At 61.2% G+C, this 16,876-nt stretch carries 19 protein-coding genes; 8 read left to right on the top strand and 11 right to left on the bottom strand.

Annotated features, from left to right (window positions below):
* Positions 1-3: 3 nt before the first annotated feature.
* The 3 genes from QLQ16_RS05495 (at position 4) to QLQ16_RS05485 (ending at position 3,928) form a co-directional block, all read left to right on the top strand.
* The gene (locus tag QLQ16_RS05495) at positions 4-813 is read left to right on the top strand and encodes a sugar phosphate isomerase/epimerase family protein (protein WP_283223688.1); all 810 of its coding nucleotides are present in this window, start codon (positions 4-6) and stop codon (positions 811-813) included.
* Between the two features lie 26 nt (positions 814-839).
* Complete coding sequence (locus QLQ16_RS05490) at positions 840-2,000, top strand: acyl-CoA dehydrogenase family protein (RefSeq protein WP_283223687.1); 1,161 nt, start codon at positions 840-842, stop codon at positions 1,998-2,000.
* Between the two features lie 353 nt (positions 2,001-2,353).
* On the top strand, positions 2,354-3,928 hold the full coding sequence (locus QLQ16_RS05485; protein WP_283223686.1) for an acyl CoA:acetate/3-ketoacid CoA transferase: 1,575 nt from the start codon (positions 2,354-2,356) through the stop codon (positions 3,926-3,928).
* A gap of 28 nt (positions 3,929-3,956) precedes the next feature.
* Here the strand turns inward: QLQ16_RS05485 and QLQ16_RS05480 are convergent, their stop codons facing one another.
* Positions 3,957-4,214, bottom strand: a complete 258-nt coding sequence (locus QLQ16_RS05480) for an ATP-binding protein (RefSeq protein WP_283223685.1) — start codon at positions 4,212-4,214, stop codon at positions 3,957-3,959.
* 2 nt (positions 4,215-4,216) lie between these two features.
* On the bottom strand, positions 4,217-4,969 hold the full coding sequence (locus QLQ16_RS05475; protein WP_283223684.1) for a TOBE domain-containing protein: 753 nt from the start codon (positions 4,967-4,969) through the stop codon (positions 4,217-4,219).
* Positions 4,970-5,067: 98 nt separating this feature from the next.
* On the opposite strand from QLQ16_RS05475, the gene modA reads away from it, so the two are divergent.
* From modA to modC, 3 genes are read left to right on the top strand one after another with little or no spacing between them, the layout of a single operon-like run.
* On the top strand, positions 5,068-5,811 hold the full coding sequence (gene modA, locus QLQ16_RS05470) for a molybdate ABC transporter substrate-binding protein (protein ID WP_283223683.1): 744 nt from the start codon (positions 5,068-5,070) through the stop codon (positions 5,809-5,811).
* Positions 5,812-5,814: 3 nt separating this feature from the next.
* On the top strand, positions 5,815-6,492 hold the full coding sequence (gene modB, locus QLQ16_RS05465) for a molybdate ABC transporter permease subunit (RefSeq protein WP_283223682.1): 678 nt from the start codon (positions 5,815-5,817) through the stop codon (positions 6,490-6,492).
* On the top strand, positions 6,489-7,568 hold the full coding sequence (gene modC, locus QLQ16_RS05460) for a molybdenum ABC transporter ATP-binding protein (protein ID WP_283223681.1): 1,080 nt from the start codon (positions 6,489-6,491) through the stop codon (positions 7,566-7,568). The genes modB and modC overlap by 4 nt, the downstream gene beginning before the upstream one ends.
* Here modC and QLQ16_RS05455 read toward each other — a convergent pair.
* The 9 genes from QLQ16_RS05455 to QLQ16_RS05415 all read right to left on the bottom strand — a co-directional run bounded on the left by QLQ16_RS05455 (position 7,562) and on the right by QLQ16_RS05415 (position 15,158).
* Entirely contained in the window at positions 7,562-8,446 is an 885-nt protein-coding gene (locus QLQ16_RS05455) for a sugar phosphate isomerase/epimerase family protein (protein WP_283223680.1), read from the bottom strand. The genes modC and QLQ16_RS05455 overlap by 7 nt on opposite strands.
* An 8-nt stretch (positions 8,447-8,454) precedes the next feature.
* Complete coding sequence (locus tag QLQ16_RS05450; RefSeq protein WP_283223679.1) at positions 8,455-9,330, bottom strand: 4-hydroxyphenylpyruvate dioxygenase; 876 nt, start codon at positions 9,328-9,330, stop codon at positions 8,455-8,457.
* Positions 9,331-9,361: 31 nt separating this feature from the next.
* On the bottom strand, positions 9,362-10,195 hold the full coding sequence (locus QLQ16_RS05445; protein ID WP_283223678.1) for a shikimate dehydrogenase family protein: 834 nt from the start codon (positions 10,193-10,195) through the stop codon (positions 9,362-9,364).
* Between the two features lie 173 nt (positions 10,196-10,368).
* Entirely contained in the window at positions 10,369-10,812 is a 444-nt protein-coding gene (gene aroQ, locus QLQ16_RS05440) for a type II 3-dehydroquinate dehydratase (RefSeq protein ID WP_283223677.1), read from the bottom strand.
* A 60-nt stretch (positions 10,813-10,872) separates the two neighbouring features.
* On the bottom strand, positions 10,873-11,904 hold the full coding sequence (locus QLQ16_RS05435) for a TRAP transporter substrate-binding protein (RefSeq protein WP_283223676.1): 1,032 nt from the start codon (positions 11,902-11,904) through the stop codon (positions 10,873-10,875).
* 87 nt (positions 11,905-11,991) lie between these two features.
* On the bottom strand, positions 11,992-13,269 hold the full coding sequence (locus QLQ16_RS05430; protein ID WP_283223675.1) for a TRAP transporter large permease subunit: 1,278 nt from the start codon (positions 13,267-13,269) through the stop codon (positions 11,992-11,994).
* Positions 13,270-13,286: 17 nt separating this feature from the next.
* Positions 13,287-13,820 (bottom strand): TRAP transporter small permease, encoded by a 534-nt coding sequence (locus tag QLQ16_RS05425; RefSeq protein WP_283223674.1) that lies wholly within the window; start codon positions 13,818-13,820, stop codon positions 13,287-13,289.
* Between the two features lie 99 nt (positions 13,821-13,919).
* Entirely contained in the window at positions 13,920-14,612 is a 693-nt protein-coding gene (locus QLQ16_RS05420; protein ID WP_283223673.1) for a TetR/AcrR family transcriptional regulator, read from the bottom strand.
* A gap of 48 nt (positions 14,613-14,660) precedes the next feature.
* Complete coding sequence (locus tag QLQ16_RS05415) at positions 14,661-15,158, bottom strand: MarR family winged helix-turn-helix transcriptional regulator (RefSeq protein WP_431310382.1); 498 nt, start codon at positions 15,156-15,158, stop codon at positions 14,661-14,663.
* Between the two features lie 133 nt (positions 15,159-15,291).
* On the opposite strand from QLQ16_RS05415, the gene badH reads away from it, so the two are divergent.
* Positions 15,292-16,059: a 2-hydroxycyclohexanecarboxyl-CoA dehydrogenase gene (badH, locus tag QLQ16_RS05410; RefSeq protein ID WP_283223672.1), complete on the top strand. Its 768-nt coding sequence runs from the start codon at positions 15,292-15,294 to the stop codon at positions 16,057-16,059.
* Between the two features lie 32 nt (positions 16,060-16,091).
* Entirely contained in the window at positions 16,092-16,874 is a 783-nt protein-coding gene (badI, locus tag QLQ16_RS05405; RefSeq protein WP_283223671.1) for a 2-ketocyclohexanecarboxyl-CoA hydrolase, read from the top strand.
* The last annotated feature ends 2 nt before the right edge of the window (positions 16,875-16,876 follow it).

Genomic DNA, 16,876 nt, shown 5'->3' with positions numbered 1-16,876 from the left:
ACCATGACCCGCACCTACTCTCTCGCCTACCTGAGCTCGCACCGCTGCACACCAGCCGAGGCGATCGGTGTCGCGGCGAAAACCGGCTACAGCTTTGTCGGCCTGCGCCTGTGGCCCAACGCCGCAGGCGCGCCGCAGCAGCACCTGCTGGGCCAGCCTGCGGCCCTGCGTGAAACCTTGGCAGCTCAAGCCGACACCGGCGTGGGCGTGTTCGATCTGGAAATCATCCGCATTGGCGAGCAGTTCGACCCGCACACCTGGGATGCGCTGTACGACGCAGGCGCGGCACTGAAAGCCAAGGCCATTTTGGTGGCCGGAGACGACACCAACGAAGCGCGCCTGACCGACCACTACGCCCGCCTTTGCGAAGTGATGAAGCCTTTTGGCATGACCGCTGACTTGGAGTTCATGCCCTGGACGGCGGTGAAAGACGCCAACGCTGCGCTGCGCATCGTGCAAGGCGCAGGCAGCCCGGCCAATGCGGGCATCTTGGTCGATGCGCTGCACGTGGGCCGCTCGACCACCACACTCGAAGACATCCGCGCCCTCCCGCGTGAGTTGCTGCACTACGCGCAAATTTGCGATGCCCAAGCCGGTTTGAATTTCACGACCGAGCAAATGGTTCACACCGCCCGCTGCGAGCGCCTGCTGCCCGGTGACGGCACCATCGATGTGCAAGGCCTGTTCGACGCCCTGCCTGCCGACCTGCCCGTGAGCGTGGAGGTGGTCAACTTCGGCCGCGAAGCGAACACCTCGGTGCTGAACTGGGCTGCCGAATGCCTGGCCAAAAGCCGCCCCTTTGTGGAACGCTGAACCCTCACAATGATTTGGAGCACCCCATGGACTTTTCACTCAACGACGAACAAAAAATGATGATCGAAACGGTGCGCCGTTTCATCGCCGAAGAACTGCAGCCCCTCGAAGACGAGGTCGAGAACCAAGGCTTTTTGGACAAGGCCAAAGCGCAAGCCATCCACGACAAGGCCAAGGCCCTGGGCCTGTACGGCATGAACATGCCCGCCGAATTAGGCGGTGGCGGCCTGTCCAACATGGACCGCATCCTGTGCGAAGAGCAATTCGGCCACACCACCGACATCCTGATCCGACGCGCCTTTGGCAATGTGTACGAACCCCTGCTGCACTGCAAGGGCGAGCAGATCGAGCGCTGGCTCAAACCCGCTGTGGCGGGCACGCGCACCTGCGCCATCACCATCACCGAATCGGGCGCGGGCTCGGACGCTGCAGGCATCAAAACCAACGCCAAGAAAAACGGGCAAGGCTGGGTGCTCAACGGCACCAAGCACTTCATCAGCGATGGCGAGTGGAGCGACTTCTTTTTGGTGTCGGCCAAAACCGGCGAGAAAGAAATTTCGATGTTCATGGTCGACAAAGGCTTGACCGGTTTCACCGTGGGCAAGGACCAAAAGATGATGGGCCTGCGCGGCACGCCGCACCTGGAATTGTTTTTTGACAACGTGCAACTTGAAGACGCCGCCTTGCTGGGCGAAGTGGGCCAAGGCTTCAAGCTGGCCATGGGCGCACTCAATGTGGTGCGTCTGGCGCAGGTGGGCGCCCGCGCCGTGGGCAAGGCCACGCATGTGTGCGAGCTGATGCTGAACTGGGCCAACGAGCGCAAGCAGTTCGGCAGCAAGATCGGCGACTTCCAGATGGTGCAGCAGATGCTGGCCGACAGCGTGATCGAGATCAACGCCGCCCGCTGGATGGTCTACCACGCCGCCTGGATGCTGGACCAAGGCCTGGACGCGCGCGAGCAGATCGCCATGGTCAAGGTGCACGCCGCAGAAACTTTGGGCCGCGTGGTGGACCGTGCGGTGCAGGTGTTTGGCGGCATGGGCTTTTGCAAGGAGCTGTCCATTGAGCGCTATTACCGCGATGCCCGCATTTACCGCATCTACGACGGCACCAGCGAGATCCACCGGGGCGTGATTGCCAAGAGCGCGATGAAAAAAGGCGCTGTGCTGTTTGATGTGAACCGCTGACCTTTTGTGTGCGTGTGTTGTGCGCCTTGCGTGGGCCGGACAAAGGGGATGGGCGGCCTCCTCATACTGGGGTACCAGAAATCGTCGGCCGCCCATCCCCTTCATCCGGCTGTGGGTGCATCCGTAGGTCGGAGCTTCAGCTCCGACATGAATGCATCGTTGAAGCACAACGTCGGAGCTGAAGCTCCGACCTACAAAGACAACATCTCTGTGCAAACCAGAACGCCATCGTGATGGGGGGTGAGGGCCTCGGCCGATTTCTGGTACCCCAGTATGAGGCCGAGGCCCTCACCCCTCATCACGATGCAGCACACCACCCTGACACGAACTGAACAACACGAACGAGGCAAAAAATGCAAACCAAATTCATGACCGCCGCACAAGCGGCACAACTCATCCAAGACGGTGACACCGTGGGCCTCATGGGCGGTGGCGGCGGGCTGATGGAAGCGACCCATTTGTTTGAAGCGGTGCAAGAACGCTTCCTGAGCACACAGACACCAACCAACCTCACCGTCATCCACGCGCTGGGCATTGGCGACAAAAAAACCAAAGGCATGAACTGCTTCGCGCACGAAGGCCTGGTCAAACGCGTGATTGGCGGCCACTGGGTTTGGTCGCCCGCCATGCAACAGCTGGCCTTGGCCAACAAAATCGAGGCTTACATCCTGCCTGGCGGCGTGTCGAGCCAGCTCATGCGCGAAATAGGCGCGGGCCGTCCCGGCCTCATCAGCCACGTGGGCCTGGGCACCGTGTGCGACCCACGCCACGGCGGTGGCCGCATGAACGACGCCGCCCAAGACAACCTGGCCGAAGTCATCCAAATCGATGGCCGCGAATACCTGCGCTACAAACCCTTTCCCATCCATGTGGCCATCGTGCGCGCCAGCAGCGCCGACGAAGACGGCAACATCAGCTTCGAGCACGAAGCGGCCAACCTCGACGCGCAGTCGTTGGCCTTGGCCGCACGCAACAGCGGCGGCAAAGTCATCGTGCAAGTCAAAGAGCGCTTGCCCAAGGGCGCCCTGAAAGCCCGCGAAGTGCGCATCCCCTCGGCCTGGGTGGACGCCATCGTGGTGGACCCGCAGCAGTCCACCAGCTACGCCATCCCGTTTGATCCGGCCTTCAGCGGCGAGCTGACGGGCCAAGCGCGCTTGAGCAGCGAAGCCCAAGACCATGCCCGCGAAGTGGCTGCGGCTCAAGAAGCCTTCAGCGAAAGGCAGGCCGTGGCGCGCCGGGCCTACCAAGAATTGTTCAACACCGGCAAAGCCCGCCCGGTCATCAACTACGGCGTGGGCGTGCCCGATGCGGTGGCCAAACTGATCGCGGCGCGCAACGAGCAGCACCGCATTTACCAAACCATCGAGCACGGCACCTATGGCGGCACGCTGATGGACGGCGTCTTGTTCGGCTACGCCCGCAACGCCACCGCCATGCTGGACGCCGCGACGCAGTTCGACTTTTATGGCGGCGGGGGTCTGGACATTGCCTTTCTGGGCTTTGGTGAATTCGACGAAGAGGGCTCGGTCAACGTCTCGCGCTTGGGCGGCGTCACCGTCGGCCCCGGCGGCTTCATCGACATCGCGCAAAACGCCAAGAAAGTGGTGTTCTGCGGCACGCTGGCGGCCAAGGGCGTCAAGCTGGAAACCGGCGACGGACAGATGCGCGTGGCCGCACAAGGTGCGGTGAAAAAACTCGTCCAAAAAGTGGACCAAATCACTTTCTCAGGGCCGCAAGGTTTGGTGCGCAGGCAAGAAGTGCTCTACCTGACCGAACGCGCCAGCTTCAGGCTCACGCCCGAAGGCATCGAACTGTTCGAGATCGCGCCCGGCATCGACCTTCAGCGCGATGTGCTCGACCAAATGGATTTTTCGCCGCGGATAGCCCGTGACCTGAAAGTGATGGACAGCGCGCACTTCACCGCCTGAGGTAGATGCACCCTATCCCCCAACAAGTTCAGCGCCCACCAATACCAGACGCAGCACCCGACTCCTGTGGGTGCTGAGCTGTGTTCGGGGTTGGCTTGACCATGGTGATGACGCCAAAGGGGCATCGGCGGGCACACAGGCTGCAGCCCGTGCAGCCGGCTTGATCGTGCAAGACCGAATGCTTGCGAAAGCCATCGGCTTGCAGACTCAGCACATGGGGTGGGCACGCCGCCACACACCAGCCACAGCCAGTGCAGCGCGGGGTGTCGATGACGGGCAACTTCATCTTCAATCCAAAGCCGCGATGACCATGCCCGCTTCGTCGATTTGGGCGGTGGTGCTTTGCCCTACTTTGCGCGATGGGCCTGAAGAAAAGCCGACCAACTGAACACCCCCAGGCAAGCGCAGAGACACTTCACCGCCCTTGGCCGAGCGTGTGGCCCGCGTCACCACGCCGACCAAAGTGTTCTTGCCTTTGACATCGCCCGCGCTGGGCACCACCTGCACTGCCGTGGCTTTGCACAGCGCCAACACCGCCAAGCCCGGGCGCAGCCCCAGCAGCTGCATGCTTTCTCGGGTGATGCGTGAATACACCGCCGAACCATCGGCCAAGTGCAGCTGCACCCGCACCTGCCCTTGATGGGACTTCACAGCCCCGACCGTGCACGGAAACTGGTTGCGCATGCTGGTGCGCAGGGCAAAGGCCGCGCGGCCGGTGGCCACGTCGCCCCGGTCGATCAATTGCAGCACCTGCTGGCGAGCCTGGGCCATGGCGTCGGCGGCCAGAAGGACCTTTTGGCCGGCAGCGGTCAAGACCGCGCCGCCGCCGCCGCTGCCGCCCACCACCTTTTCCACCAAGGGCGTGCCGGCCAAATTGGCCAAGGTCTCCAGCGCTTGCCAGCCGGCTTTGTAGCTCACGCCTGCGCCCCGTGCGGCCTCCGAGATGGAGCCCACCTGGGCAATGCGGCGCAGGATGTCGATGCGTTTGTCGCTGGCTTCGTGGCCCAGAACGTCGGAAAGTGGCAGTGCTTGGGTTTTCATGGCAATGGTTTTTGGCTTGACCGCTATTCTGAATCAGAACAGCGCCCGGCATCCATGCTAAAGTTTCGCTATTCCATTTCAGAATACCGAAACTTTCCATGAACCGCTTGCTGATCGCGCTGTGTGCCTGCTTGTGGGCCGTGACGGGCCATGCCGACACGGTCTCGGTGGCGGTGGCCGCCAACTTCAGCGCCCCCATGCAAAAGCTCGCAGCCGCATTCGAACAATCGACAGGTCACAAGGTCAAGGTGTCTTTGGGCTCCACAGGTCGGTTTTATGCCCAGATCAAAAACGGCGCCCCCTTTCAGGTGTTTCTGGCGGCCGATGATGAAACGCCGGCCAAGCTCGAACAAGAAGGCTTGGGCGTTCAGGGCACGCGCTTCACCTATGCCGTGGGGCAACTGGCTCTTTGGAGTGCACAAACAGGCCTGGTGGATCCACAAGGCCAGGTGCTGAAAACCGGCGCCTTCCCCAAGATCGCCCTGGCCGAGCCCAAGCTCGCCCCTTATGGGCAGGCGGCGGTGCAAGCCATGACGCAACTGGGCCTGTTGCATGCGCTCCAGCCGCGATGGGTCTTGGGCGAGAACATCGCGCAAACCTACCAATTCGTGGCCACGGGCAACGCGCCCCTGGGCTTTGTCGCGCTGTCCCAGGTCTATGCCGAAGGTCGCTTCACACAAGGCTCTGGCTGGATCGTGCCCGCAGACTTGTACACCCCCATCCGCCAGGGCGCCTTGCTCTTGAACGCGGGCAAGGACCAGCCCGCCGCGCAAGCCTTCATGCGCTTCCTCCAAAGCCCAACCGCCCGCGCCATCATCCGGGCCCACGCCTACAAGAACTGAGCCATGGACACCGAAACCCTGCAAGCCATTGGGCTGACTTTGCAACTGGCCAGCCTGACCACGCTGGTGCTCTTGCTGCTGGCCACGCCCCTGGCTTGGTGGCTGTCGCAGACCCGCTCGCGTTGGCGTACGCCCATCGGAGCGGTGGTCACCTTGCCGCTGGTGCTGCCGCCTTCGGTACTGGGCTTTTACCTCTTGGTGGTCATGGGCCCACAAGGCCCGCTGGGCCAGCTGACGCAGGCGCTGGGCTGGGGCGTGTTGTCCTTCAGCTTCACCGGCTTGCTGATCGGCTCGGTGATTTTTTCGCTGCCCTTTGCGGTGCAACCGATTCAGCACGCCTTCGAGGCACTGGGCCCCCGCCCCATGGAAGTGGCGGCCACCTTGCGGGCCAGCCCCCTCGACGCCTTCTTTTCGGTGGCCCTGCCGCAAGCGCGGTCTGGGCTGATCACCGCCGCCATTTTGAGCTTTGCCCACACCGTGGGTGAGTTCGGGGTGGTGCTGATGATCGGCGGCAACATCCCCGGCCAAACGCGGGTGGTCTCCACCCAAATTTACGGCCACGTGGAAGCCATGGAATACGCCCAAGCGCATGTGCTGGCCGGTGGCATGGTCTTGTTCGCGTTTGCGGTGCTGATGGCCCTGGCCTTGCTGAAAAACCGACACGACCGGGTGCTGCCATGAGCGAGATGATCATTCAACTGCAACTGCCGCGGGCGGACTATGGCTTGCACGTGGACCTGCGCTTGCCCATGCAAGGCATCACCGTGTTGTTTGGCCCCTCGGGGTCGGGCAAGACCAGCGTGCTGCGCTGCGTGGCCGGTCTCGAAAAACCCCACAGCGCCCGCATCGCCTTGGGCGAGGGGGTCTGGCAAGACGATGCCCAAGGCCTCTTTGTGCCCACTCACCAGCGCGCCTTGGGCTATGTGTTCCAAGAAGCGAGCTTGTTCTCGCACCTGAACGTCATGGGCAACCTGCGCTTTGCCGTGCAACGCGCCCAGTCGCCAAAAGCGCAAGCCGCTTTGGACCAGGCGATCGAACTGCTGGGCATTGGCCATCTGCTGGACCGACCCAGCGCACAACTGTCAGGCGGGGAACGCCAGCGCGTGGCCATTGCCAGGGCCCTGGCCACCGAGCCGCGCCTGCTATTGCTGGACGAACCCATGGCCGCGCTCGATCAGGCGCGCAAACAAGAGATCCTGCCTTGGCTGGAGCGTTTGCGCGATGAGCTGCGCATCCCGATGCTCTACGTGACCCACTCGTCCGATGAATTGGCCCGGCTCGCCGATCACCTGGTGGTGATGGCGCAAGGCCGCGTCAAAGCCAGCGGCCCCGCGACCGAGGTCATGAGCTGCATCGCGCCTGCCGTGGTGGTGGGCCAAGATGCAGCGGCCTTGCTACAGGGCCACGTGACCGCGCTCGATGCCCCCTGGCATTTGGCGCAAGTGGCGTTTCAAGGTGGCGCTTTGTGGGTGCGCGACAGCGGCCTGCGTTTGGGGCAGTCGGTGCGTTTGCGGGTACTGGCCCAAGACGTCAGCCTGACCACCCAAGAGCCCCAGCACACCAGCATTCAAAACCACCTGCCCTGCGTGCTGGACGCGATGGCGCCCGATGCGCACCCCTCACAGTGTCTGGTGCGGGTGCGTTGCGGCCAATCGGTGCTGTTGGCCCGTGTGACTCGCCGGGCTTTGGACGCCCTGCAGTTGCAGGCGGGCAACGCCGCCTGGGTGCAGGTCAAATCGGTGGCGATTGTTCAGTGAGCGCCTTGCCGCGCCCAGGCCGGCAATGGGGCTGATTTGTGCAACACGTCCTGGTGCAGCCAGGTCGCACTCTTGCGGGCACGCTCGGCCACCGTCTCCAGCGGCAGTTGCTGGTAGTCGTCGTTGAACACTTCAAAGCTGTAGTCGCCCCGGTACCCGATGCGGTCCAGGCGCAGCACCAAGTCGGCCAGCTGCTCGCTGTGCACGCCCTCGCCTGGGAACACCCTGAAGGTGCGGGCCGTGGTCATGCGCTCTTCAAAGGTGGGGGTTTCTTGCCACATGAAGTCCGACAGCTGCACCAAAAAGATTTTGGACGGGTCCAATTCTTCGATGGCGTCCAGCTCTGTCTTGGCGGCAAAGATGTGGAATGAGTCGAGGCCGATGCCCAAATTGGGGCAATCGGCGCGGCAGACCACGTCCCAACTGGTGGGGAATTCGTTGACGGTGCGGCCCCAGGACAGCGCTTCGTAGGCAATCTTGATGCCCATGGGCACGGCCAGCATGGCCAGTTTTTTCAAGTCGGCCGCGATCTGGTCCAGGTCTTGTGTGGCGTGGCGCGAGGTGGACGAGCACGCCAACAAGACCTTGCTGCCGGTGGCCGCGCACATCTCGAGCATGGACTTGGCGATGTCGAGCTTGTAGCTGTGCAGGTGGCCGGACAGCCCTTCAAAATCGCGCAGCACCTGAAAGCCGGTGGGCCGCATGCCACTTTGGCGCACGGCCTCGACCGCGGCTTGAACACCCCCGGGGTGCGTGACCAGATCGCGGGCCATCAGCATCACCTGAGAAAAACCGGCGCCTTTCATGGCAGCCAGCTTGGCCTCCAGCGTGCCTGCCATGGTGATGGTGTCCATCCCGTAGCCGTCGAGCAAGTTCATGGTTGGCCTCACTTGTGCACCAGCTCGAAAGCCACCGAACCCAGCGCAGCGCGGGTCAACGCCCCCCGGTCTTCGGGATGCAACTGGGTGGACTCGACAAACTCCACACCCCGGGCCTTGAGGGCCGCCACGGCCTCGGCCACGTTGGGCACACCAAAGCCAATGCGCTGCAAGCACTCGGGGCTTTCATCGCTGTCCATCCAGGGCTCGGGCTCGATCAGCTGCCATAAGAAGGTGCCGCAGGGGCTCTTCATCAGCTTGCCCTTGGGCAAAATGCCAAAGCGCTCTTCGTCGGGGATGCTGCTGAAGTCGAACATGTGTTCGTAATAGGTCTGCCAGTCGGCGCTGCGGGCCGCGCCGATGTACTGCACCACACCGAAGTAGCTCATGCCCGCCAAGGCCGGCGGGTTGGGGTCCACCGTGGGGATGGGCTTGAAGTCGATGTCGTAGATCGAGAACTCTTGCCAGCGGTCCACAAAGTAAAAGCGGCTGCCGCCCGGGCCGTGGATGGCCGGGATGTGCAGCTCCATCGCTTGCGCATGGCTGCCCACGCTCCAAGCGCCCAGCTCCATGCAACGGTTGTGCGCCTTGAGGGCATCTTGCACACGAAACGCCACCGCAGAAATCACGGGCTGACCGTCCACCGTGCCGCTCACGCGCGCATCGTCGGGGCTGGCGTTGACCACCAGGTTCATGGTGCCTTGGCGGTACAAAGTCACCTCGCGCGAGCGGTGCCGCGCCACGGGCCGAAAGCCCATGTTCTCCAGCACCTGGCCCAGCGCCTGCGGGCGGCTGGTGGCGTACTCGATGAATTCAATGCCCGCGATGCCCAAACGGTTGGGCATGTCGGGGACGGCTTCGCGATCCACTTTGTTCAAGGTCATCTGTGCACTCCGTAAGGCCATGTGTTCAGGTTCAATAGCGCAACTGGGCACCACGGCGCAGGACTTCTGCGGTGGTGGTGGGCAAGCCGAAATATTCCAGATAAGCCGGGATCTGTTCGTACAGCATATCCGTGCCCACCTGGGTGCGGCAACCGCGTGCTTGTGCAGCGGCCAAAAATGCGGTGGTCTCGGCCTTCATGACCACCTCGCCCACAAAGGTCGCGGGCGACAGGCGCGAGACATCCATGGGCAGAGGGTCGCCTTCGTTCATGCCCATGGGCGTGGCGTTGACGACCAGGTCGTGATCGGCCGGATCGTTCGAGCCGGTGCACACCTCGATTTGGGGGTAATGCGTTTTCAAGCGCTGGGCCAAGGCCTCACAGCTGGCGGTGTTCACATCAAAAAGGCTGATGGCCGCAATGCCTGCGCCCGCCAAGGAAGCGGCAATCGCACAGCCCACGCCGCCGGTGCCCACCACCAGCACGCGTTGGCCCGTCAGGTCAAGGCCCTTGCGCTGCACACCGCGCACAAAGCCTGCGCCGTCGAACATGTCGCCCACCAGGCGGCCATCGGCCAAGCGCTTGACCGCATTGCAGGCGCCGGCCACACGCACGGTGGCGGTGACTTCGTCGAGCAAACCCACGGTGCTGACTTTGTGCGGCATGGTGATCAGTGCGCCACGGATGTTCTCCAGCGTGAACACCGCCCTCAGAAACTGGGGGTAGTTTTCGGGCTTGCAGCCCATGGGCACCACCACGGCGTTGATGCCTGAGGCCTCAAAGTAGGGGTTGTAAATCATCGGCGACTTGAAGGTGTGCGTCGGGTAGCCGATGTGCGCGATGAGCTCTGTGTTGCCGTTGATCATTGCTGTTGCCAATGGGGTTCACTGCTTTCCGGCCGTGATTGTCCTGGCCCGCAAGGCCAATCAGATCATCGATCGGGCAACAGCAATCCGTTGATCGCGCATTCACGTGCGATCATTGAACGTAAAAAGGGTTTTCACCCATGCTTGCCCAGCGGAGCTGAGCAGGCGGGCTGTCAGCCAGCGGCTTGTGCGGCAGACACGCCTGCACGCAGCGCCAGCAAATAGCTGTCAGCGCCAAAGCCACAGATCTGGCCTTTGACGATTTCGGCGAAGACCGACTTGTGACGGAATTCTTCGCGGGCGTGGATGTTGGACATGTGCAGCTCCACGATCGGGCAGGTCAAGACAGCCAGCGCATCGCGGATGGCGTAGCTGTAATGGGTCCATGCACCGGCGTTGATCAGCACCGCGTCCACGTTGTCAAAGTAAGCCTGGTGAATGCGCTCACACATGTCACCTTCATGGTTAGTCTGGTAGCACTCGACCTGGGCACCCAGCTCTTGGCCCAGCTTTTGCAAGTTGGCATTGATTTCATCGAGGGTGATGGTGCCGTACTGCTTGGGGTCGCGTTTGCCGAACATGTTGTGGTTCACGCCGTGCAGCATCAAGACTTTCATGGGACTTCCTTTGGTCAACGGGGGAGGCTTCGCCAGATTTTGGCGAAGCCCGATCCCTGATTATTTACCCGATTTCTTGGCGGGGGCCGCAGCGGCCGAACGCACCTTTTCGATTTCAGCTTGCAGTTCCTTGACCAGGTCTTGACCCACGGTGACACCGTACTTGGCAGTCACAGGGCGCATTTTGTCGCGCAGCTTGGCCATTTCGGCTTCAGGCAACTGGGTCACTTGCATGCCGTTTTTCTTCAGGTTTTCGGTGATGCTGGCTTCCAGCGCACGGGCCTTTTCGCGTTGGAACTTGGCCGATTCGATGGCGGCATCGGCCACGATTTTCTTCTCGGCAGCCGACAGCTTTTCCCAGAACTTCTTGCTGATGATGACCGACTGGGGGTTGTACTGGTGACCGGTCAAAGCCAGGTGTTTTTGCACTTCGTACAACTTGGCGCCGTTGATGGTGGCCACAGGGTTTTCCTGGCCGTCCACGGCTTTTTGTTCCAGCGCCGCGTACAGCTCAGGGAATGGCAGTGGTGTGGGGTTGGCGCCCAAAGCCTTGACCCAATCCACGTTGATCGGGTTGGGGATCACGCGCAGCTTGAGGCCTTCGAGGTCTTCCACCTTGTTGATGGCGCGCTTGCTGTTGGTGATGTTGCGAAAACCCAGCTCGTAATACGCCAGACCAATCATCCCTTTTTCTTCCAGCTTGGCGTGCAGCTTTTTACCGAAAGCGCCGTCCACAGCCGCGTCGGCTTCTTTGCCACTGGCGAACATGAAGGGGAAGTCAAAAATGGCAAATTCCTTGACCTGCGAAGCGAAGATGCCCGAGTTCATCGAGGCCATCTCCAAAGTGCCCCCCTGGATGGCCGACACGTTGGCTTGGTCGCTGCCCAAGGCGCCGCCGGGGAACACGTTGACCTTGATCTTGCCGCCAGAGTTTTTCTCGACGATTTCCTTGAATTTCTCCATGCCCAGCACGATGGGGTGACCCGCTGCGTTCTGGTTAGCGAACTTGATGGTCTTGTCTTGAGCCGATGCCACGCCGGCTGCGGCCAAGGCCACGCTGGCGATCAGGGATTTGATGAATACACGTTTCATGAGTTGTCTCCAGAAAAAAGAAGGACGTACGCTGTGCATCAAGGGGCAGGTCGTCAGGCGTACCCGATCAGACGACCTCACCGAAAATCAATAGAACCAACGCGCCGGCACCATCACCAGCGCAGGGAAGGCCACCATGGCAAACATGATGGTGAACTGGGCGATCATGAAAGGCATCACACCCCGTGTGACTTCATCCATGCTGACTTTGCCCACACCGGCCACCGCGTTGAGCACGGTGCCCACGGGCGGGGTGATCAAACCAATCGCGTTGTTGATGATGAACAAGACGCCGAAGTAAACCGGGTCAATGCCTGCGGCCTTGACCACAGGCATCAGCACCGGGGTCAGCAACAAAATGGTGGGCGTCATGTCGAGCGCCGTGCCCACCACCATGGTGATGACCATGATCGTCAGCATCAGCAAACGAGGGCTGTCGAGCAGGGGCTGCAGCAAAGCGATCAACTCGGCCGGCAAATTGGCGACCGTGATCAACCAGGCCGACACCATGGCGGCGGCCACCAAAAACATCACGATCGCGCTCGTCTTGGCCGAGTTCACAAACAGCGGGTACAGGTCTTTCAGGCTCAACTCGCGGTAAATGAAGGTGGAAATCAGCAAGGCATAGACGGCCGCCACCACCGCCGCTTCCGTCGGGGTGAACACCCCAAACTTCAGGCCAAACACCACGATGAGCGGCAGCACCAAAGCCCAGGTCGCCTCGCGCATGGCCACCATGATTTCACCCATGGATTTGCGCGGGGGCACCTGCACCACTTCGCGCCGCGCCAACCACCACCAGGTGACCCACAGCGATGCACCCAGCATGATGCCGGGCGCGATCCCCGCCATGAACAATTTGGAAATGGACACATTGCCCGCCACGCCAAAGATCACAAAGCCAATGCTGGGGGGAATCACCGGCGCGATGATGCCGGCCGAGGCGATCAGGCCAGCCGATCGGGCCTTGTCATGGCCCGCAGCCACCATCATGGGCAAAAGCAGCGAGGCCAGGGCCGCCGCATCGGCCACGGCCGAGCCGGACAGCGCCGCCATGATCACGGCAGCCATGATGGTCACATAACCCAGACCGCCTTTGATGTGGCCCACGCAGGCCATGGCAAAGTTCACGATACGGCGCGACAAGCCGCCCGCGTTCATGATCTCGCCCGCCAGCATGAAAAACGGCACAGCCAACAAAGGAAAGCTGTTGGAGCCCTCGAGCAGGTTTTGCGCCAGGATCTGGGCGTCGAACATGTCCATGTGCCACATCAGCGCCACACCACAGATCAAGAGAGAAAACGCGATCGGGATGCCAATGGCCATGGCACCGAGCAAGGAAAAAACAAAAATAGCAATCGTCATGTCAGTCTCTCCTGCGCTCAGGCTTTGTGGCTGCCATGCGGCGACTCTTCGGATTCCTGAATCATGACCAGGTCTTCATCGCGCACCTGCCCGGTGAGCAAGCGAAACAACTCGGTCAGCAAAATCAAGCCGCCCAGCACCGCAAACACCACACCGGGTGCATAAATCCAGGCCATGGACACCTCCATCACGGCGCTGGTGCTGCCCAGATTGATCACGGTCTGCTGGTAGGCGCCACTGAACAACAACCAGCAAATGAACAACATGGCCAGGTAAGAAATGGCCAAGCAAACCTTTTTGCCGCTCGGGCCCAGCTTGCCCACCAACATGTCGGTGCCCAGATGGCCGTGCTCTTTGAGGGCAATCACCGCCCCCATGAAAGTCATCCAGACAAACAACCAACGAGACAGCTCTTCGGACAAAGTGATGCCCGAGTTGAAGCCATAGCGCATGACCACATTGCCAAACACCAGCACCACCATCACGGCCAAACACAGGGCAATGACGACATTCAGGGCTTTGCAAAACCCCTCAATGAATTTTTGAACCACCACACATCTCCCAAGAAGCATTGCTCATAATGTACGAACTGGTTAGTTTTTAGAACACAGGGATAACCCGTATGCGCGAAAAATACGTCGCCCTAGCTGTTATGCCGAAACGGAATGGCAGACAAAACGCAAGACCAGCTCGACCACGTGCTCGCGCTTGAGCGTCTCGGCCTTGCCCTGGCTGGCTTTGTCTTTGAAGATCACGCCAAAGGTGTGGCGGTTGGAGACGTTGAAAAACGTGAAGGCTGAAATCGCCGAATGGATGTCCACCGGGTCCAGCCCCGGCCTGAACACGCCCTGCGCCACCCCGCGTGCATAGACCGCCTGCAAAGATTGGATGGCAATCGAATTGAGCGACTGGATGTTTTGGCTCTGGCGCAAATAATCGCCCCGCTGGATGTTCTCGTTCATCACCAAGCGAATGAAGTCTTCGTTGTCGCGGTGGTGGTCGTAGGTGAACTCCACCAGGGTGCGCAGCGCTGCAAGGGGCGCCAGATCGTCCAGATGCAAATCGGCTTCGATCGCGCGCATGCGGCGATAAGCTTCTTCGAGCACCGCCAAATAAAGGCCGTCTTTGCTGCCGAAGTAGTAATAGATCATGCGCTTGCTGGTGCGCGTGGCCGCCGCGATCTCGTCGATGCGGGCACCGGTCAGCCCCTTGTCCGCAAACTCGTGGGTGGCCACCTCCAAAATGCCCGCCATGGTGCGTGCCGGGTCATTGGTGCGCCCCGTCTCACGCGTGATGGGCACCTCGGAGGGCTTGGGTTTGGCGGAATGTACCGGTTGGTTCATTTGGCGGAGTATAGACGCGAACACCGCCGGTGTGCGCCCTTCACGCCATCAATCGGGCGCCGACTCTTCTTCGGGTGCGCTGTGGTCAATTTTTTCCATGTTGTCCAGCAGCTTCAAGAAGTAATGCAGGGTGTGGGCCATGTCGCCCATCGAGAAATCTTGCAGCACCTGTTCGTAATAGGCCTTGATTTTGGGCTGCGCCAAATCGAGCCAGACGTGCCGACCTGACTCGGTCATCACCACCAAGCGCGAGCGGCGATCACGTCCATCGGTGCCCATTTCGATGTGCCCGTCACGCGCCATGCGGGTGATCAAGCCGGACAGGTTTTGCCGACTCACCATCAGGTAACGCGCCAACTCGCCCACGCCCATGCCTTGAGCCGCCTCTGGCCGCGACAAAGCGCCCAGCACCGCCCACTGCTGCGTGGTCAAGCCTTCACTTTGCACCGCCCTGCTGCCTGTTTTATGCAACATGTTGGCACATTGATACAACTTGAAAAAGATGCGATTGGCCATCTCCATCCGAGCGTCAACAGTTTTTTTCATAGGGAAAACGATAGGCTAATGAAAGCCAAAAAATCTTGCAGAGCAGTTTAAACCAAACACATAATAAGTCAACATGTTGTCATATGTTGGACAAAACGCCAAACGCAAACCCTTTATCTCAATAGGAGAAAAAATGAAAAACCTCGAAGGCAAAACAGTGATTGTGACCGGTGGCGGTGGCGGCATCGGCGGGGCGACGTGCCGCCGCCTGGCCGCAGAAGGCGCCAAAGTCGCGGTATTCGACATGAACATGGAAGCCGCCCAAAAAGTGGCCGACGCGATCCAAGCCTCTGGCGGCGTCGCGGCCGCTTTCGCCTGCAACATCACAGACCGCGCCCAAGTCGACGCCGCCGTGGCCGACACCGAAGCCCAGCTGGGCCCGATCGATGTGCTGGTCAACAACGCCGGTTGGGATGTGTTCAAGCCCTTCGTCAAAACCGTGCCCTCAGAGTGGGACAAACTGATCGCCATCAACCTCACGGGCGCATTGCACATGCACCACGCCGTCTTGCCCGGCATGGTGGCGCGCAACTACGGCCGCATCGTCAACATCGCCTCTGACGCCGCACGTGGTGGCTCCTCTGGCGAAGCGGTGTACGCCGCCTGCAAAGGCGGTTTGGTCGCCCTGTCCAAAACCTTGGCCCGCGAACACGCCCGCCACAACATCACCGTCAACGTGGTCTGCCCCGGCCCCACCGACACCGCCTTGCTGGCCGGTGTGGCCGAAGGTGCGCGCGACCCGGCCAAGCTGATCGAAGCTTTCCGCAGCGCCATCCCACTGGGTCGCCTGGGCCAACCCGACGATCTGGCCAGCGCCATCGCTTTCTTTGGCAGCGATGACGCGTCCTTCATCACCGGCCAGGTCATCAGCGTGTCGGGTGGCTTGACCATGCACGGCTGATCGGCCGACCTCAAACTCATTTGGAGCATCCCATGCAATTCGAAGACATCCTGTACGAAAACCGCAACGGCGTGGCCTGGATCACGATCAACCGTCCCGAAAAGATGAACGCCTTTCGCGGCACCACCTGCGACGAGATCATCAAGGCCCTGAACAAAGCCGGCTACGACCGCGACATCGGCTGCATCGTGCTGGCAGGTGCCGGCGAGCGCGCGTTTTGCACCGGCGGCGACCAGTCCGCACACGACGGCAACTACGACGGTCGCGGCACCATTGGCCTACCCATGGAAGAGCTGCACACCGCGATCCGCGACGTGCCCAAGCCTGTCATTGCCCGCGTGCAGGGCTTTGCGATCGGTGGCGGCAACGTGCTGTGCACGATTTGTGACCTGACGATTTGCTCCGAAAAAGCCATCTTCGGCCAGGTCGGCCCCAAGATGGGCTCGGTCGATCCCGGCTACGGCACCGCCTTTTTGGCGCGTGTGGTCGGCGAGAAAAAAGCGCGCGAGATCTGGTACCTCAACAAGCGTTACTCGGGCCAAGAAGCGGTGGACATGGGCCTGGCCAACATCTGCGTGCCGCACGAACAGCTCGACGCCACGGTGCAGGAATGGGCCGAGACGATTTGCGAGCGCAGCCCCACCGCCATTGCCATTGCCAAGCGCAGCTTCAACATGGACACCGCGCACCAGTCGGGCATTGCGGGCATGGGCATGTACGCACTCAAGCTGTATTACGACACCGAAGAGTCGCGCGAAGGCGTGAAGGCCTTGCAGGAAAAGCGCAAGCCCGACTTCCGCAAGTACGCCAAGTAAAA

This window comes from Limnohabitans lacus (assembly GCF_030053395.1).
In the GTDB taxonomy this organism is placed as follows: Bacteria; Pseudomonadota; Gammaproteobacteria; order Burkholderiales; family Burkholderiaceae_C; genus Limnohabitans_A; species Limnohabitans_A lacus.
This window is presented reverse-complemented; position numbering and strand designations above follow the sequence as displayed.